The organism is Apibacter sp. B3546 (assembly GCF_009827885.1).
Taxonomy (GTDB): Bacteria; Bacteroidota; Bacteroidia; order Flavobacteriales; family Weeksellaceae; genus Apibacter.
On sequence record NZ_WINW01000002.1, the window covers coordinates 366768 to 384653 of the forward strand.

13 protein-coding genes are annotated in these 17886 nt (G+C 33.0%); 6 read left to right on the plus strand and 7 right to left on the minus strand.

The window, feature by feature from the left end; all coding sequences use genetic code 11:
- Positions 1-156: 156 nt before the first annotated feature.
- Entirely contained in the window at positions 157-807 is a 651-nt protein-coding gene (locus GFU93_RS01740) for an HD domain-containing protein (RefSeq protein WP_160566624.1), read from the plus strand.
- 161 nt (positions 808-968) lie between these two features.
- Here the strand turns inward: GFU93_RS01740 and purB are convergent, their stop codons facing one another.
- The 6 genes from purB to GFU93_RS01770 all read right to left on the minus strand — a co-directional run bounded on the left by purB (position 969) and on the right by GFU93_RS01770 (position 10226).
- A complete protein-coding gene (gene purB / locus GFU93_RS01745; protein WP_160566628.1) occupies positions 969-2396 on the minus strand; it encodes an adenylosuccinate lyase in 1428 nt (475 codons plus the stop codon).
- Between the two features lie 265 nt (positions 2397-2661).
- Positions 2662-4026, minus strand: coding sequence for a HAMP domain-containing sensor histidine kinase (locus tag GFU93_RS01750; protein WP_160566630.1), 1365 nt, complete (start codon positions 4024-4026; stop codon positions 2662-2664).
- Positions 4026-4715: a response regulator transcription factor gene (locus GFU93_RS01755; RefSeq protein WP_160566632.1), complete on the minus strand. Its 690-nt coding sequence runs from the start codon at positions 4713-4715 to the stop codon at positions 4026-4028. The genes GFU93_RS01750 and GFU93_RS01755 overlap by 1 nt, the downstream gene beginning before the upstream one ends.
- Before the next feature lie 31 nt (positions 4716-4746).
- On the minus strand, positions 4747-7845 hold the full coding sequence (locus GFU93_RS01760) for an efflux RND transporter permease subunit (protein ID WP_160566635.1): 3099 nt from the start codon (positions 7843-7845) through the stop codon (positions 4747-4749).
- 6 nt (positions 7846-7851) lie between these two features.
- Positions 7852-8934 carry an efflux RND transporter periplasmic adaptor subunit gene (locus GFU93_RS01765; RefSeq protein ID WP_160566638.1) on the minus strand — a complete coding sequence of 361 codons (1083 nt, stop codon included), beginning with the start codon at positions 8932-8934 and terminating at the stop codon, positions 7852-7854.
- Between the two features lie 5 nt (positions 8935-8939).
- Positions 8940-10226: a TolC family protein gene (locus GFU93_RS01770; protein WP_160566641.1), complete on the minus strand. Its 1287-nt coding sequence runs from the start codon at positions 10224-10226 to the stop codon at positions 8940-8942.
- A 500-nt stretch (positions 10227-10726) separates the two neighbouring features.
- Here GFU93_RS01770 and GFU93_RS01775 point away from each other — a divergent pair, with 500 nt between their 5' ends.
- Entirely contained in the window at positions 10727-12025 is a 1299-nt protein-coding gene (locus GFU93_RS01775) for a hypothetical protein (protein WP_160566644.1), read from the plus strand.
- Positions 12026-12140: 115 nt separating this feature from the next.
- On the opposite strand, the gene eco is transcribed toward GFU93_RS01775, so the two are convergent.
- Entirely contained in the window at positions 12141-12650 is a 510-nt protein-coding gene (eco, locus tag GFU93_RS01780; protein WP_160566647.1) for a serine protease inhibitor ecotin, read from the minus strand.
- A gap of 419 nt (positions 12651-13069) precedes the next feature.
- Here eco and GFU93_RS01785 point away from each other — a divergent pair, with 419 nt between their 5' ends.
- The 4 genes from GFU93_RS01785 (at position 13070) to GFU93_RS01800 (ending at position 17757) form a co-directional block, all read left to right on the plus strand.
- Positions 13070-13498: a hypothetical protein gene (locus tag GFU93_RS01785; protein WP_160566650.1), complete on the plus strand. Its 429-nt coding sequence runs from the start codon at positions 13070-13072 to the stop codon at positions 13496-13498.
- Positions 13499-13902: 404 nt separating this feature from the next.
- Positions 13903-16353 (plus strand): thiamine pyrophosphate-dependent enzyme, encoded by a 2451-nt coding sequence (locus GFU93_RS01790; protein ID WP_160567194.1) that lies wholly within the window; start codon positions 13903-13905, stop codon positions 16351-16353.
- A 7-nt stretch (positions 16354-16360) separates the two neighbouring features.
- A complete protein-coding gene (locus GFU93_RS01795) occupies positions 16361-17440 on the plus strand; it encodes a DNA replication/repair protein RecF (RefSeq protein ID WP_160566653.1) in 1080 nt (359 codons plus the stop codon).
- 23 nt (positions 17441-17463) lie between these two features.
- Positions 17464-17757, plus strand: coding sequence for a DUF721 domain-containing protein (locus tag GFU93_RS01800; protein WP_160566656.1), 294 nt, complete (start codon positions 17464-17466; stop codon positions 17755-17757).
- The last annotated feature ends 129 nt before the right edge of the window (positions 17758-17886 follow it).

Sequence of the window (17886 nt, forward strand, 5' to 3'; positions counted from 1 at the left end):
GGGGCTTTTTCTTTTTTATCCTTTCATATCAATACTTTCAATTGAAGTTGAAAAGCCCTATTCAATATCTTTATAACCCTCTAATATAATTAAAGGGCTGTTAAATTATTGAACTTATATTTATATATAATTCTTATTAAAATTCTATATTTAAGCATGGAATTAGACCAAGCAATATCAATCATTCGGGATTATATAAAAAATAAACATTCTTCGGATAAAAGTGGACATGATTATTGGCATATTGAGCGGGTAGTCACTAATGCTCAAAATATTCTCCTTCACGAAAAGGCTGATCGTTCTAAAGTTTTATTGGCAGCCTGGCTTCACGATGTAGGAGATTATAAACTCCATAATGGAACGGACCGTACTGAAGAACTCGTATTTCCATTACTGTCTTCTTTATCATATCCGAAAAGTTTCATTGAAGATATCATCAAGATTATTAACGAAGTTTCGTATAAGGGCGGACATAATCCCCCTCCTACTTCACTTGAAGCAAAAATTGTTCAGGATGCCGATCGATTGGATGCGATAGGTGCTGTAGGAATAGCTCGAGCATTTGCTTATGGAGGCACCAAAGGTCGAGAATTGTTTGATCCGAACGAAAAACCGACCGAATATACGGAAAGTGCTTCCTATCAAAAAAGCACTTCGTGTACGATCAATCATTTTTATGAAAAGCTATTGAAGCTAAAAGATTTGATGAATACCAATATTGCTAAAGAAATGGCTGAAGAAAGACATTTATTTATGCTGAAATTTTTGGGAGAATTTTATAAAGAAATCGGATACTCTAGAAAATAAAACCGAATTAATAAATACACTCTATACTGAAAACCACCGGACACGAAGATCGTTAGATAGCCCTATAATCGGCAAAATTGAATAAATATTTAGTTTATGTTTAGTTTAAATTAGTTTAAACAATCAGAACTGCCACAGTGGTTATTTCAGTATATATATTTTTAGACTCTAAGATCGGAATTTATTCCTAGTAGATGTTCATATTTTAGTAAAATAGGATTTACTTCCTGATCTAAAAACTCTTCTGTTTGTTCCGGAGCAAAGCCAATGAAATTGGATGGATTAATCAATTTCATCAATTTTTCTTTGTCAATATTTATTTTTTCATCCATGATAATTCGTTCGATTAAATCATTTGGCTTTCCTTCCATTTTTACTTTTTTTGCTGCTTCCATAGAATGTTGACGAATGATTTCATGAAGTTCCTGTCGGTCTCCTCCGTTTTTAACTCCTTCCATAATGATGTATTCGGTTGCCATAAAGGGCAATTCTTCATTAATATGCTTTTCAATCATTTTAGGATATACGACCAATCCGTCCAGGATATTATTCCAGATTAATAAGATGGCATCTATGGCTAAAAATGCCTGAGGTATGCTCAACCTTTTATTTGCAGAATCGTCTAATGTTCTTTCAAACCATTGAGTGGACGCAACCATTGCAGGAGAAGTTGCTAAAGAGATCACGAATTTAGCTAATGAAGCAATTCTTTCAGATCGCATCGGATTACGCTTGTAAGCCATGGCGCTGGAACCTATCTGATTTTTTTCAAACGGTTCTTCTATTTCTTTTAAGCTTTGCAACAAACGCAAATCGTTCGTAAACTTATGTGCAGATTGTGCAATATTGGAAAGTACTTCTAGTGCCTGAGCATCTATCTTTCGGTCATAAGTTTGACCACTTACTTTAAAAACTTTTTTAAAGCCGAAACGTTCTGATAATTTCCGGTCCAATTCCTTGACTTTTGAAAAGTCCCCGTCAAACAATTCTTTAAAACTGGCAGCCGTTCCGGTAGTACCTTTAACTCCTCTGAAGCGCAACGTTTCCAAACGATATTCTAAATCTTCCAAATCTAATAAAACCGATTGCAGCCAAAGAGTAGCTCGTTTACCAATCGTTGTTAATTGTGCCGGTTGAAAATGAGTAAACCCTAAGGTAGGATGGTCTTTATACTTGAGTGCAAACGAATTCAATCCTTTAATAACATTAATCAATTTTTTCTTCACCAGTTCGAAACCGTCACGTATTTGGATAAGATCCGTATTATCCCCTACAAAGGCAGAAGTTGCCCCTAAATGAATAATGGGACGTGCAGCCGGTGCTGCATCTCCATATGCATGTACATGGGCCATAACATCATGACGAAATTTTTTTTCGTATTCGTCTGCTTTCTTAAAATCTATTTTCGATACTTGCTCTCTAAGCTCTTTTATTTGCTCGTCCGAAATATCTAAACCAAGCTCTTTTTGTATTTCTGCCAGGGCTAACCATAATTTTCTCCAAGTAGTAAATTTTTTTTCAGGAGAAAAATTGTACAACATTTCATCACTGCAATAGCGGCTTTCCAACGGATTTTGATACGTATTCATTTTATCTTCTTGGTTATATTGATTAAATCAGCTCAAAAATAAGGATTTAATTAAGATGCTCCTTTAAAAATTTTAAATTATGAAAGTTTACTAACTCACTTTGTTTTTGATATTATTAAAAATATCTTTTTTTTGAAAGATTCCATTGTTAAAAAATGAAAAGGTGAATTACTTAAAATTCACCTTTTCCAGCTAAGTGAATTAATATCTTACTGACACTAATTTTACTTAACAATAAACAGCTAAAACAAATATGAGTGTAAATTTACTCCAGATTCGTGCCGAAAAAAGTTAAGGTAATTTTAGTTCCTTTATTTTCTTCGGATTCTATAGTATATTCTATATGGTTTTTTTCTAAAATACGAAGGGCAATGGAAAGCCCTATCCCCGATCCTGAAACTTTTTCAGCATTAGGGGCTCGATAAAACGGACGGCTTATTTGGCTTAATTGCATTTTGGGAATTCCAATCCCATGATCTTGTATCAAAAGATGTAATTTTCCTTCACGTTCATACAGTTGAATACGTACTAATTTTCTTTGTGAGAATTTAACCGCATTTTCAATTAAATTGAACAAGGCTATAAATAATTGTGTTTTATCTATATTAATGTAAAGCAACTCTATATTTTCCGAAGTAACATCTAAAGTATAATCTATGATCTCACTACAGTCAGAATATTTATCTGAAACCCGTTTAATAATTTCAAATATGAGTTCGTCAATACGTATTTGTTCTGAAACGTCTGTATTTTTTCGCAAATCGGAAACAATGAGCAAAATATCTAATATTTCTTGAAGCCGGTCTATTTCCTCCATCAATGTTTGGGCAAGGGCTTGATATTCTTCAGGTGAACGGTTTTTCATGGAAAATACCTCCAAATTTCCTTGAATTGCCGCCAAAGGTGTTTTGAATTCGTGTGAAACATAGCTCACAAAATTTTGTTGTATTTTAATTGAATCGGAAATTTTTTTAAGCAATTCATTAAAGGTTTCAGTTAGATCGTACAATTCGTCTTTAACTGTATTTCGGCTCGTCTTCAATTCCATGGAATCGCCCGGAGTCATTTGTTTTACTTGGTTAATGGCTTCTCTTATGGGACGATAGGCTATATTGGCTATCCAACGGTTTAGCAATATGGTAGCCAATAACCCTAAAATAAAGGCAGATACTAATATTCCTATAAGGGGATTAATGTATTGATACACATCGTGTTTATTTTCCTTAGCAATGATTACGAAATTGCCTTCGTTGTCATTATAATACATTCCATAACATAAAAAGTTATCGGTGGTAAAGGACAATTTCTTTTGATAGCGTATTTCATTAATTACCGATTCGGGAACATCTTGTATATTTCCATATTTTAATTGATTCAGATCGTCGTAAATTTCAAAATAGGGATTGTTTATTTTTTCGTATTGCTTTTTTATTTTTTGAAATTCTTTTGCGCTTATTTCATCTTCTTCAAAAAAGTAATAGCCGATAATTTGAGCAGTCTTTTGTAAATTCCTGTAAACAGAGTTTTCAATGCTCCTTTTGTAGAAGCTGAATATCAGAAGCGCTACGGCAATAAAGACAATTCCCCAAAAACCGGAGCCTAGTAAACTTAATCTTGTCTGTATTTTCATTATTCAGCTAATAAAGATTTAATACGATATCCCCTTCCTTTTATGGTTTCTATGATTTTTGTTTCAAACTCGCCATCAATTTTATTTCGTAAATAAGAAATATATACTTCTACTATATTGGTGTTTATATCATGGTTAATTCCCCAAACACTGGTTAGAATTTGGGTTCTTGAAACAACTTTATTTTTATTTTCCATTAAGAATTTTAATAATTTAAATTCAAGATGGGTTAGAAATATTTCAGTATCTCCTCTAAGAATTTTATGCTCATCCAAATATATTTTTAAATCTCCGCAAACCAATACATTGGAAGAAGAATCATAATTCATTTTCCTTCTTCTGTCCAATGCATGAATTCGTGCTACGAGTTCTTTAAAATGAAAAGGCTTGGTAAGATAATCATCGGCACCGTAACTTAGGGCTTTTACTTTATCATCGGGATCTCCTAAAGCACTGATTACTAAAACAGGAGTGGTTATTTTTTTATAGCGGATATACTGCAACAACTCCATTCCGTCAATATCAGGAAGCATAATATCCAATAAGATCATATTCCAATTGGTATCATTTAAACGACTTCTCGCATCCACACCATTCTCAACCAAAGTGACTGAAAAACCGCTTTCTTCTAATCCTTTGATCATGAACTCACTGATTTTTTTATTATCTTCTACTAATAACAACTCCATATTTTACTTTTTGCTTTATAAAGTTACTATTTTATGATTTAATTTTTCTTTTCTTGCGGTAAGCAAAGTAAAAAACTTGCGGTAAAATAGTAAATGATAAAAGCATACAGGTGATTATACCCCCAACTATCATAATTGCTAAAGGCTTTTGAACTTCAGAACCCATTCCATTGGACATGGCGGCCGGTAATAATCCCATCGATCCCATAAGGGCTATCATGAGCACCGGACGTATCCTGCTTTTAACTGCACTATCTATGGCTAATCTTAAATTTCCTGTTGAATTCATCTTTTTCTTCATCAAAGCAATCAACAAAATGCTGTCAATAGCGGTAATTCCAAAGAGTATAATAAATCCTATTCCTGCAGAAATTCCAAAAGTGGTACCGGTTATCCACAGGGAAATAAAACCACCGATAAAGGCATAAGGCATGGCGCTTGCTGCAATTAAAGTGTCTTTGATGGTCCTAAAATTCATATAGAGTAAAAATAAGATCAACAATAAGGCGCAAGGAACAATAATCATCAATCGTTGTGTTGCTCTTTGTTGGCTTTCAAATTCTCCTGCCCAAACCATGCGGTTTCCTCGACCTAGTTTGACTTCTTTATTTACTTTTTCTTGGGCTTCTTTGATAGTAGACCCTAAATCACGGTCGCGAACACTAAACCCAACTCCGATGTATCTGCTGCTTCCATCTCGATAGATAAACGTCGGGCCGGTTACAAATTTGATATCGGCAATTTCTTTTAACGGAACATGTTTTCCATCCATGGTAGGTATTAGAATTTCCCCGATCTTATCTTCATTATCTCTGTATTCTTTTTGAAATCGTACTCTGACATCAAATATTTTTTCGCCTTCATAAAACTGGGTAGCAGCTTTACCTCCTATTGCCATTTCCACTACTGCTTGAGCATCTGCCATAGATACCGCATAACGGGCCATGCGATCTTCGGATAAACGGATTTGTAATTCAGGTAAACCGATGCTTCGGAACACATTCACATCTTCTACTCCTTTCACTTTTTGTATGATAGAAGCTGCATGATCTGCCATTTGTTCTAACTTTTGAAGGTCATCTCCGTAAATTTTAATTACTAAGGAACTTTTTACTCCTGCTACATATTCTTCTACATTATCCTGTATGGGTTGGCTAAAGCCGAAAACTGTTCCGGGATAAATGTCTAAAGAATCTTTCATTTCTCGGATAAGCTCTTCCTTTTTAACTTTTTTCTTCCATTGATTTTCCGGCTTCAACTGGGCATGGAATTCTATGTTAAAAAACCCGGTTGGATCTGTTCCGTCATTCGGACGTCCGGTCTGTGACAATACAAATTGTACTTCATCAAAACTCCTCAACTTCTTTTTCATTTGTTGAGTGATTTTTACTGATTCGTCCAAATTAATGCTGTTAGGTAAGGTAGCACGTATATAAATTGCTCCTTCGTTCATACTGGGTATAAATTCCGTACCCCAAAAACTAAATCTTACGATGCAAAGCACTAACAGTATACAAAAGGTTATAATACTTCCTTTACGATGTCTGGATGCAAATAGATATATTTTATATAAATGGGAGGAAAAGAATCTGCTGATTGCATTTGATTTTTCTTTAACCGGTTTGGTAAGTAAAATTTTACACATAACCGGCACATAGGTAAGAGATAAAATTAATGATCCCATTAAAGCATATCCTAAAGTAAATGCCAACGGTGAAAACATTTTACCTTCCACTTTTTGAAATGAAAAGATAGGAAATAAGGCAACGACCAAAATAATCTGAGCAAAAAATATGTGAGAAGCAACTCCTCCGGCACTTTTTTTAATTAATCCCCCTTTGGACGATTTTATAAATCGTTCTCCTCCCAACTCTTCCGTTCTCTTTACCATCGAGACAAATATAATTTCAACAATAACCAATGTTCCCTCGAGCAACAATCCAAAGTCTAGCGCTCCCATTGAAATAAGGTTCGCCGGAAGTCCTTGTATTCGAAGCATAATAATGGCAAATAAGAAAGAAAGCGGGATAACCGTAGCCACAATCAAGGTGGTTCTCCAGTTAAACAGGAAAATAAATACTACAATGGAAACCAACACAATACCCTCGATCAGGTTTTTCATTACGGTATGAACAGTAGCATCTACTAAGGTTGTTCGATCTAAAAAAGGTACGATTTTTACGTTTTCAGGTAATATACGATCATTTAAATCGGCTATTTTAACCTTTAAATTTTTAATCACGTCTCCCGGATTTTGTCCTCTCAACATTACCACAATTCCCTGTACAACATCATCTCTATCATCTAACCCTACTTGTCCCAAACGTGGTTTTGAAGAAACAGAAACGTTGGCAACTTGTTTTACTCGTATAGGTGTGCTACCTTTTACTTCAATAAGTATATTTTCAATATCTTTAATATTGTCCAATAAGCCAACTCCGCGTACTACATAGGCTTGACTTCCTTTTTGTATGACATCTCCTCCTACATTTATATTACTTTTTGAAATAGCTTCGTAAACCTCCAAAGGCGAAAGTCCGTAATTAGCTAATTCTGTAGGATTTACTTTTATTTCATAGCATTTTTCTTCTCCACCGAAACTTACAATACTGGCTACTCCGGGAACCGATAAAAGCTCACGCTCAACTACCCATTCGTTAAGAGCAGATATTTCGCGAACAGGAAGGTCACTTTTAATAGTATATCGATATATTTCACCGGTAGCACCGGAAGGCGGCTCTATAGATGGATCGGCTCCTTCCGGAAGATCCATATCCTGCATACGATTTGAAGCATATTGTTGAGCAAAGAAATCATCTACTCCATCTTCAAAAATTACGGTTACCACCGAAAGACCAAAAAGAGAAGTAGAACGTACTTCCGTTTTTCTGGGAATGGTATTCATTTCCTTCATTATAGGAAGAGTAACAAATTTTTCAATTTCTTCCGCACTTCTTCCCGGCCATTGGGTTATAATTCGTACTCTTGTGTTGGTTACGTCGGGATAAGCCTCAATAGGTGTGTTTAAATAACATACAATTCCGCCGATAAATAAGAGTACGCTAAGAAATAGTATTAATATGTGATTCCTTAATGAAAAGGCAATACATTTTTCAACAAACTTATGCATGTTTTGTTATTTGTTTTTTAAAGCTGAATAAATTAGTAATTGATTGTTAACCACAACATTTTCTCCTTCGGAAAGACCGGAAAGGATATATGCGGTTTCTTCGTTGTGACCTTGAAGTTGAACTTCTTTAACTTTGAAATTTTCTTTGGATTCTTCAACGATTACATAATATTTATCGTCATCGAAAATGAGTGCGTTTACCGGAATTGACACATGGGTATTTTCTGTATTGTTTTTTAGTTTGATGGTCATGGACATTTCGGGCTTAAATTTCAAATCTGCATTTTCCATAACTATTCTTGCTTTCAAAACTCTTTCTTCAGAATCAAAAACTTGAGAAATGGATTGTATGGTTCCGTTAAATATTTCACCCGGATAGGATAAAGAACTCATTTCTACGGGCATTCCTACTTTTACAAATTGTAAATTACTCGCGTATACATTGGCTATCACCCATACTTTACTTAGGTCTGCAACCGTAAATATAGGCTCAGCATCCGGAGATATGGTACTGCCTGATGTTATATTTTTGTTTATAATATACCCGGTCATAGGAGAAACGATGGAAGAACTGCCGCTTCCGTTGGATCCTACCACAGACATATCCGTATGTACCCTTGCTAAAGAAGCCTCAGCTTGTTTTACTTTAGCTCTTGCTTCAACCAATTCGCTTTCGGATAGCATGTTGTCTTTATACATGGATTCCGCACTTTTTAGTTCTCTTCTAGCGACTTCCAATTCAGATTGTAACCCGGATTTTTCGGAATGTAAAGAATTTACTTCTAAACTTCGAACATTTGCCAATACTTGTCCTTGTTTTACTTGGTCTCCTAATGAAAAATAGGTTTTTGTTACCACCCCATTAATTAATGGAACATAATTAACGATCTTATCCGGATCATATTCTACTTTACCTGTAAGTGTTAACTCCTCTTCTTGTGGCTTTAATTCCGCTTTTATGGTTTTTACATGTTTAAAAAACGACCGGTTTATTGCTGCTTCTTCCTGAGTTTTTGATTGGTTATCTTTTACATGGGTGCAAGATAGGGCAAGTGCCAGAACGGAAAGTATGTATATATTTTTTTTCATGGGATTTATCTTATTTCTTTTCCAACAGTATATTGTAACTCTTCAAATTGTGTATAAAGATTTTTTTGGGTATTTAATAGGGTCTCTTTATTGGTTTTATAGGCATCCATGAAATCTATAAATTCCAACATGCTAATGTTTCTTTTCATCAGGTTTCTGGTATAAGCATCTAACATATAGTCCAAATCTTCGGAAATATTTTCTTTTTGTATATCTTTAAACAGGTGGTAGGTGTCTGAATAGTTAGTATAAGCTTCAGTAATTTCATGCTGTGCGGTAGTTACTACTTGTTTTGCTTGATATTTGCTTTGCTCTTTGTTAACTTGGGCTAACTTTATATTTCCTTGATTTCTATTGAAAAAGGGCAAATCAAAGCTTACGCCGAACCCTATAAAATCTTTCCATGGGGCACTTATACGATCATAATTGACAGCAAAGGTTAAATCAGGAACTTTTTGTGCTTTTTCATATAATAAATCTTTATCAAAATAATCAATTTGAAGGTTAGCAATTTTGATATCAGGTCTGCTTTCAGATGCTTCTTCTAAAATTTTTGGTAATAAGATATCATCCGGATTTTTTACTTCATTGTCTCCCTCGAGTATTTCAACCGTATTCAAGGGAGGAATATTCAATAAAGATTTTATAATTTTCTGTTGTTCGTTATAATTATTTTTAACCTCATAAATTTCTCCATTAAGCTCTAGTTGTGAGGATTGCAAACGAATTAAATCTTTTTTTGCTATATTTCCTTCGGCAACCTGATTTTTGTAGGCCGTAATCAGCTTTGAAAGCGCTTCTTGCTGGTGATTTAATATTTTTTGATAGGATTGTAAATAGATGAGCTCTTGCAGCGATTTTCGTACTTCTAGTTTTAAGCCCCGTAATGTCTCCTCAAATTCCTGAACAGCGATTTCTTTTGATACCTTTTCTCTATTTATTAGTTTACCTCTTTTTCTGGCTGTTTTAACCATTTGGCTAAGTTCCATCGTAAACTCCGTATTTTTAGCAAACTTTCCAAAGAGTGCCGGAATTTGCTCTTGTTCTCGTTGAGATTTCGTACTCCATAAATTTACATCACCTAACGAAAAGTTAGGATTGTCCCATAGTTTTGCTTGTACAATAGCAGCTTCGGCAGCATCTATATTCATTTTTTCTGCCAACAGCTGTAAATTTTGTTTGAGAAACAAACCTTCTGCTTGTTCCTTTGTTAATTGAATTACTTCTGCTTTTTGTGCAAAAACTAGACTTGTAAGGAAGGTACAAACCAGTAAAAAAACGTATTTACGCATTATATAAACATTATTTTTTGTCTTAAGACAAATTTATTTACCAAATATTAGATTGAAATTTGACCTGCGTTATTTTTATATTAAAGGGACATTAGAATTATATTAGAAAAACTATTGAATTTTTAAATAGTAAATTTTAAATTCAGATTAGATGTTTACTTAGCTATACGTACAGCAAACCTATTACTATACTAGGATGTGAATATTAGTTTTAGCATAAAAGTAATTTATGCCAACTATCAACTATTTTAAAAAATTATATAATTATCAAAATTATAATGCTAAATTTAAAATAAATATTTACATTTGTATTCAATATTATTATAACATAATAGATACTACTTTCACTAAAAAACTTATGTAAACACTTTTAGACTTATATTTTAAAATAAATTCTAAAATAAATGTTTAACATTATTTAAAATAACCTTAAAACAAGTAAGAAATCTTCTAAATACATATTTTTATTAATATACTAATCATTAAAAACAACTTAATTTATGAAAACTAAGTTTATTTTTTTAGGGATGTTATTAGTTCCCATATTATCATTTAGCCAAATTGGCGTAAATACAAATAACCCACAAGGTACCTTTCATGTTGACGGCATGAAGGATAATGCGGAAATTGGTGCACCTACTCCGTTTCAAGGAGCGAACGATTTTATTGTTACTTCAGATGGTAGTGTAGGTGTTGGTATCGCGTATCCAGATGCTTCTTCCATCTTGGAATTAAATGTAGAAGGACTTAGTTCCGGCAGTAAAAAAGGTTTTTTAGGACCACGTGTATCTTTAACATCAAATATAGACACTCTCACAATTCCGAATCCCGCTGTAGGATTATTAGTTTATAATCTGGGAGATAATCCAAATTTTGTTTTTAATGGATATGTTTTTTGGAATGGAAAACAATGGAAGACATTAGATGGTCGTCCCATTATTCCCGGGGTCATTCAAAATTTGACCTGTAATGCCGCTATGGCAATTCCAAGTTTTTATACTGCCAACGAAAGGTATCATGGAGTTATGACGGTTCCTTATACCGGTGGTGACGGTGGTACCTATCCTGCTCAATCAATTGGACCTGTAAACGGTCTTACAGCAACACTTGAAGCCGGACAATTTAATGTTGGAAACGGTGCTTTACGTTATGTGGTAGATGGAATTCCAACGGTTTCAAGTCCTCAGACAACAACATTTCCGCTTAGCGTAGCTATGCAAAACTGCGATGCTACCATTGGTGCGGGTTTAGGGCTTGCACCCGGGGAACATGTTTACTATCGATCTCCGTATGTTAATGCCAATTTTGGTGATTTAATAACTAATCCATATAATAATATTCCCGATTATTGGTTAAGTAAATACGTTAATGATCTACCCATTTTAGGCGGCAAACTAAGATTAGATGCTTATTTATTGAATGGGGCTAGTTCAATAGGTGCTGTTTCCTATAATCCCAGATTAGTAAACATCACCTCTTCCCCTGTTAAATTATGGTTTGGAGCGACAGCTAGTGCAACGTTTAAAAGTAATGCCAACATAATTTTAGCTCCCAGGGGAGGGTATGTGAGTTTAGATGACGGTATTTGGGCTAACATGGGTGAAAATATGCTCATGGTTAATGGAGGAAATTTAAGTATTAATCCTTCCTATAATCAGACTGAGATATTAACCGCAGATGTTTCTCTGGATGATAAATGGTATAAAATTTATTTTTTTGGATTTATAGATAATATGGATACCGGTACTAATTCAGATAACCTAAGAAGATTTTATATTTCAATTCAAAGATTATATTAAATCGTATATGTTGAATTACTAATAATTTTTTACTAAAGATATTTAAAAGTTAAACTTTTATATAGTAGGGAATTCTTTTCAATTTGAAAAGAATTCCTTTTTTTAACCCTATTAATTATTTCACTGAAGCTGTTTTTTCTTTTCCGGCTTCCCAAATTTTGTATTTCACAATATATCCCTTTGGGGTATAAACTACTATAGGAAGTTTACTGTTATATGTAATAATGATTGATTCAGAAGAAATAAATTTTTCTTTATTTACTATCTGTGGACAAGCCATTCGTGTAGAAATAGTCTTTCCATCTGAAGAAAACTCGTAAAAGTTATATCCCCAACCCTCTAACTCTTTTTCATCTATTTTTCCCAGTAAAGTATGTTTATTGCAATCCACTTTCATTATTTTTCCGGGAATAAGTTCTACTTTATAAAATTCTTCATTATTTTTCTTATCTAATATAATCACATGACGCAACATGCCGGGTTTTGCATCAGGAAAATTTACTAATTCTTTTCCGGGATCATTTTTTACTTCTTTTTGATGCATTGGTTCTCCACTTATTTGGGTAAAAGATACTAAAATACTGCCTAAAATAATTCCTGTTAAAATTTTTCTAATTGTTTTCATTATATTACTTTTTAAATTTTGATTTATTCTTATAGATGTTTTTCTTACTATTATTCCATAAAAAATTTTTTAAAATTTTTTTTTAATATATTATCTAGTTAAATTTAAGCACTTTATACTTAATAAAATAGTATTCAATCATATATAAAATAAATAAATGTAGCCTCAAGTACTATTTCAATTTACAATTTTAAATGAAGTTTTTAGAAAATATTGTTATATTAAATTTATTAAATACTAATTTTTGGTTGATTTCTCAAAATTAGATATATTTATTTCTGTTATATTAAAGTTCAATCATTTTAAAACCTCTAAAATTTTTAGATTCCTTCAATATATCTGCTTTATCATTTCATGATTTCTTAGTATTTTTACTTTGTTGGATTTAATTTATAATTCCTCTTTATAAAATTTATGTAATGAAAAGATTATCTTTATTAGTACTTTTCGAAGCAATAGTATCCGTTTCCATTGGCATATTAATGTCTAAAATGTCTTGGATCGGTCGAATGGGAATTAATTTATTTAGAGGTGAATATAAAATATTAAAAATATGGTGGAAAACCGCTCTTCTTGTTTTTAGTATTTTACTCATGCTAATGCTTATTCAATACCTTATCAAGCGTATATGCAATTTGACGTTCTCTCGGCTTTTCTTTTTTTTATTTTTATTACTCGGTTGTTTGGGGCTTGCCTATACATATCATGATTTTTCAACGGTATATGAACATAAACTCATGAAAGAACGTTTTCATTTAGGTGGTTATTTATTTTGGATCGGTTGGATTGCTTCTAATTTATACTTTCTTGTAACTCCCTATCAAAAATCTGTTCAAGTCAATGAATAATAATATTTATAAATGACTAACTTTTATTCCTAATATTTAACGATTATATTAAATATTTTAATCCGCTATCTATTTCGATTTAAAATTATATACTTAGGCTACAGAAATTTAACTTTACATTGCCAGAATGTTTTATTTTATTTGATTGTTATTTTTTTTATTTAAAATGCTTTGATAGATAGCTATTTTGCGAAAATATGTATGTAATGAAATCTCTCCATGATCCTAAAATAAAACCATTTCATTCCTTTTAATTTCATAAATACTTGAATTTATATCTGTTAAAAGGCGAGTAATTTTATAACTTAAACTTTTAAATACATTGTTTTTTTCAATAGGTTTAGGTTCGAATAAAATCTGTAACTTTGTTTCTGCTAAAAATATTTATAGGAGTGATTAAAGATATAAATTCTACTATCTCAGATGCTAATTTAAGCTTCCAGGAATTTAAAAAAGAAGTATTAAATGATTATAGATTGTGCTTAATCAGCCGTTATTCCAGTTTATTGGCAAGAAAGGAAGTTCTTTCGGGAAAAGCAAAATTTGCCATTTTAGGAGACGGAAAAGAACTTCCGCAAATAGCCATGTCTAAAGTTTTTAAGAATGGAGATTTTCGTTCGGGGTATTATCGCGATCAAACCATAGCATTTGCAGTAGGTGAAATTACTATTGAAAATTATTTTGCACAGTTATATGCTGATACCGATGACCAAAGAGAACCGGAATCAGGGGGCAGAATGATGAATTGTCACTATGCTACTCATTTAATTGATGAAGAAGGTAATTGGAAAGTTCTTACGGAACAAAAAAATAATGCTGCAGATTTATCTCCCACAGCCGGACAAATTCCACGTTTATTCGGATTAGCTTACGCTTCTAAAATTTACAGAAATTGTCCCGGACTTGAAGATAAAATACAATTTTCCCATCAAGGCAATGAAATAGCATTTGGTACTATCGGGGATGCGAGTACATCGGAAGGACATTTTTGGGAAGCATTAAATGCTGCTTGTGCTTTGCAAATCCCTATGGTTCTTTCCATCTGGGATGACGGTTATGGCATCTCCGTTGAATCGTCTAAACAGAGAGCCAAAGACGATTTTTCTGAGCTTTTGGAAGGATTTAAAAGAACCAAGGAAAAAAATTCCAGAGGATGTGAAATCATTACGGCGCGTGGATGGGATTATGCCGAATTAATTGAAGCCTATGCGCGTGCAGAAAAAATAGCCCGTGAAAAACATATCCCCGTTATTATACACGTAAGTGAACTTACTCAACCTCAAGGACATTCCAGTTCGGGGTCTCATGAAAGATATAAATCTGCTGAACGTTTGGAATGGGAAAAAGAACACGATTGTATTAAGAAATTCAGAGAATGGATCATTGATTATGAAGCGTACGACCAAACGAACAATCAAAAAATACAAGTTGCAACCGAAGAAGAATTATTGAGTTTAGAAAAAGAAATTAAACAATTGGTTAAGGAACATCAAAAAAATGAATGGAATAAATTCCGTACAGATATGGATGCTCTAAGTAATCAAACGGTTTCTTTAATCTCCGCCCTAGCTGATGAAAGTGTTAAAAAGGCTTTTATAAATTTGGAAAAAGAAAACTTTCAACAACTGTCTTTGCCTTATAAAAAAGATATTTTCCATTTTATACGTAAAGTTCTTCGAATAGTCAGAGAAGAAAATACACAGGCCAAAACGAATTTGCTTACTTGGTATAATCAAATTTCTGATAATGAAAGCCTTAATTACAATTCCAAATTATATACAGATACCCGATATTCAGCACTTCATGTTCCGTATATTGCCCCTGTTTATGATGAAAATCCGGAATCAGTGGATGGAAGAATAGTAATTAGAGACAATTTTGATAAACTTTTTGAAAAATATCCTGAAATAATAGCCTTTGGTGAAGATGTAGGAAAGATTGGCGATGTAAATCAAGGATTTGAAGGATTGCAAGATAAATACGGATCCTACCGAATATCCGATACCGGAATTCGAGAGAGTACTATTATAGGGCAAGGATTGGGAATGGCTATGAGAGGACTGCGTCCTATTGCTGAAATTCAATATCTGGATTATGTGTTGTATGGTATTCAAACTTTAAGCGATGATCTGGCTTCTTTAAGTTATCGTACGAAAGGAAGGCAAAAAGCTCCGTTAATTATCCGTACTCGAGGACACAGATTGGAAGGCATTTGGCATTCGGGATCTCCTATGGGAGGAATCATTAATTATATACGAGGTATTTATGTTTTGGTTCCCAGAAATTTTGTGCAGGCAGCCGGATTTTACAACACCATGCTACAAGCTGATGAACCGTGCTTGATTATTGAATGTCTGAACGGTTACCGATTGAAAGAAAACTTGCCAATTAATTTAGGTGAATTTACAACTCCGGTCGGAAAGATTGAAATTACCCGAAAAGGTAAAGATATCACTGTGGTGACCTATGGAGCAACATGGAAAATTGTTTCGGAAGCTGCCAAAGAATTACAGACATTAGGCATAGATATTGAAATTATTGATATTCAATCTTTAATACCCTTTGACCTAAGCCATGAAATTGTGGAAAGTCTTAAAAAAACTAACCGTTTGGTTATTGCTGATGAAGACGTTTCCGGAGGGGCAAGTTCGTATATTTTGCAAAAAATAATTGAAGAACAAAACGGTTTTCAATATTTAGATTCAGCTCCTAAAACTATCACGGCTAAGGATCATCGACCGGCTTACGGTTCTGACGGAGATTATTTTTCAAAACCTTCTGTGGATGATGTGGTTGAAAAAATATATGAGGTTATGCATGAAGTAAATCCCACCGAATACCCGAAAATAAGTTAATCCGTACATGTATCTTAAAAATCTTAGATTATTTAATTTTAAAAACTTTTCTGAAAAAAATTTCACTTTTTCCGAAAAAATAAATTGTTTTGTAGGAAATAACGGAGTTGGAAAAACAAATGTATTAGACGCTATTCACTATCTTTCATTGACTAAAAGTTACTTAAATTATTCAGATCAAAACAATATACGTTTTCATGAAAACTTTTTTTCGGTGGAAGGCAATTTTTCGGATGAAAAAACAGAAGATTCGATCAGGATTGTAGTTCAAGCGGGACAAAAAAAAGTTATTAAAAGGAATTCTAAGACGTACGAAAAGCTTTCCGATCATATTGGTAAATATCCTTGTGTGATGATCTCCCCCTATGATCGAAACTTAATTAGTGAAGGCAGTGAGTTTAGACGAAAATTTATGGATGGAATGATCAGTCAAATTAACCCTGATTATCTCCATCTGATTCTTAGGTATCAAAAAGCTCTAGCCCAAAGAAATGCTTTATTAAAATTATTTTCAGCAAACAATTATTTTGATGCCATCAGCTTAGAAATGTATGATTCCGAATTGATTGAACACGGAACAAAAATACATCAAATCAGAAAAGAATTTATCTCGTCTTATGTACCTAAATTTTGTAGTTTTTACTCTGCACTTTCCCAAGGTGAAGAGGATGTAACCATTGACTATATATCGGATTTAGAACAAAAAGAACTAAGTATTCTCTTAAAAGAAAATTTAGACAAAGATCGAGCTGCTGCTTATACTACTCGAGGTATACATAAAGATGACCTCATTTTTAAATTATTTCAATACCCTATTAAAAAATTTGGATCTCAAGGGCAGCAAAAATCTTTTTTAGTTGCATTAAAATTAGCACAATTACAAACTATCAAAGAATATTCGTCTAAAAGTCCGGTTTTATTAATGGATGACATATTCGATAAATTGGATGATCATCGAGTGGCGCAATTGGTAAAATTGGCTCATGAAGAACAATTTGGACAAATATTTCTTTCCGATACGCATAAAGACCGAACGGAAAAAATAGTCCAACAAATCAGCTCGGATTATCTGATTTTTGAACTGTAATTTTCTAACCAACAATCCTATATATGAGTCTTAGAAGAAAAGAGCAAACGAGCAATTCTGCCATTAAAAACCTCATAAAAAAATTAGGAATGGAAGAAAAACTTCTTATTCTTGAAATGGAAAAAAAATGGAGAACGATGATGGGTAACCCTATCGCTAAGCACACTCAACGAATTTTTATAGACAATGAAACTTTATACATACAACTGGACTCGTCTGCTTTACGACATGAGTTAAATTACAGTCAAAACAAAATTCTTGCTGAATTAACTAAAGATTGTTCACAAACTTTTTTTACTAAAATTAAATTTATCTAGTCTTTTTATCTTACTTTTTAACTATAACAAGCATCTATACAAACTTTTTAATTTTTAAGAAGTAAGATTATGAGGGATCTTTATTTAAAAATTAACAAGTGGTTAGTAGTTATTGTAGAAAATCTTAAA

Excerpts from the sequence above, each read along its gene's own strand:
- eco (WP_160566647.1), bottom strand. The coding sequence starts at position 12,650 with ATGAAAACAATTAGAAAAATTTTAACAGGAATTATTTTAGGCAGTATT.
- purB (WP_160566628.1), bottom strand. The coding sequence starts at position 2,396 with ATGAATACGTATCAAAATCCGTTGGAAAGCCGCTATTGCAGTGATGAA.
- GFU93_RS01775 (WP_160566644.1), top strand. The coding sequence starts at position 10,727 with ATGAAAACTAAGTTTATTTTTTTAGGGATGTTATTAGTTCCCATATTA.
- GFU93_RS01800 (WP_160566656.1), top strand. The coding sequence starts at position 17,464 with ATGAGTCTTAGAAGAAAAGAGCAAACGAGCAATTCTGCCATTAAAAAC.
- GFU93_RS01740 (WP_160566624.1), top strand. The coding sequence starts at position 157 with ATGGAATTAGACCAAGCAATATCAATCATTCGGGATTATATAAAAAAT.
- GFU93_RS01760 (WP_160566635.1), bottom strand. The coding sequence starts at position 7,845 with ATGCATAAGTTTGTTGAAAAATGTATTGCCTTTTCATTAAGGAATCAC.
- GFU93_RS01770 (WP_160566641.1), bottom strand. The coding sequence starts at position 10,226 with ATGCGTAAATACGTTTTTTTACTGGTTTGTACCTTCCTTACAAGTCTA.
- GFU93_RS01795 (WP_160566653.1), top strand. The coding sequence starts at position 16,361 with ATGTATCTTAAAAATCTTAGATTATTTAATTTTAAAAACTTTTCTGAA.
- GFU93_RS01755 (WP_160566632.1), bottom strand. The coding sequence starts at position 4,715 with ATGGAGTTGTTATTAGTAGAAGATAATAAAAAAATCAGTGAGTTCATG.
- GFU93_RS01750 (WP_160566630.1), bottom strand. The coding sequence starts at position 4,026 with ATGAAAATACAGACAAGATTAAGTTTACTAGGCTCCGGTTTTTGGGGA.
- GFU93_RS01785 (WP_160566650.1), top strand. The coding sequence starts at position 13,070 with ATGAAAAGATTATCTTTATTAGTACTTTTCGAAGCAATAGTATCCGTT.
- GFU93_RS01765 (WP_160566638.1), bottom strand. The coding sequence starts at position 8,934 with ATGAAAAAAAATATATACATACTTTCCGTTCTGGCACTTGCCCTATCT.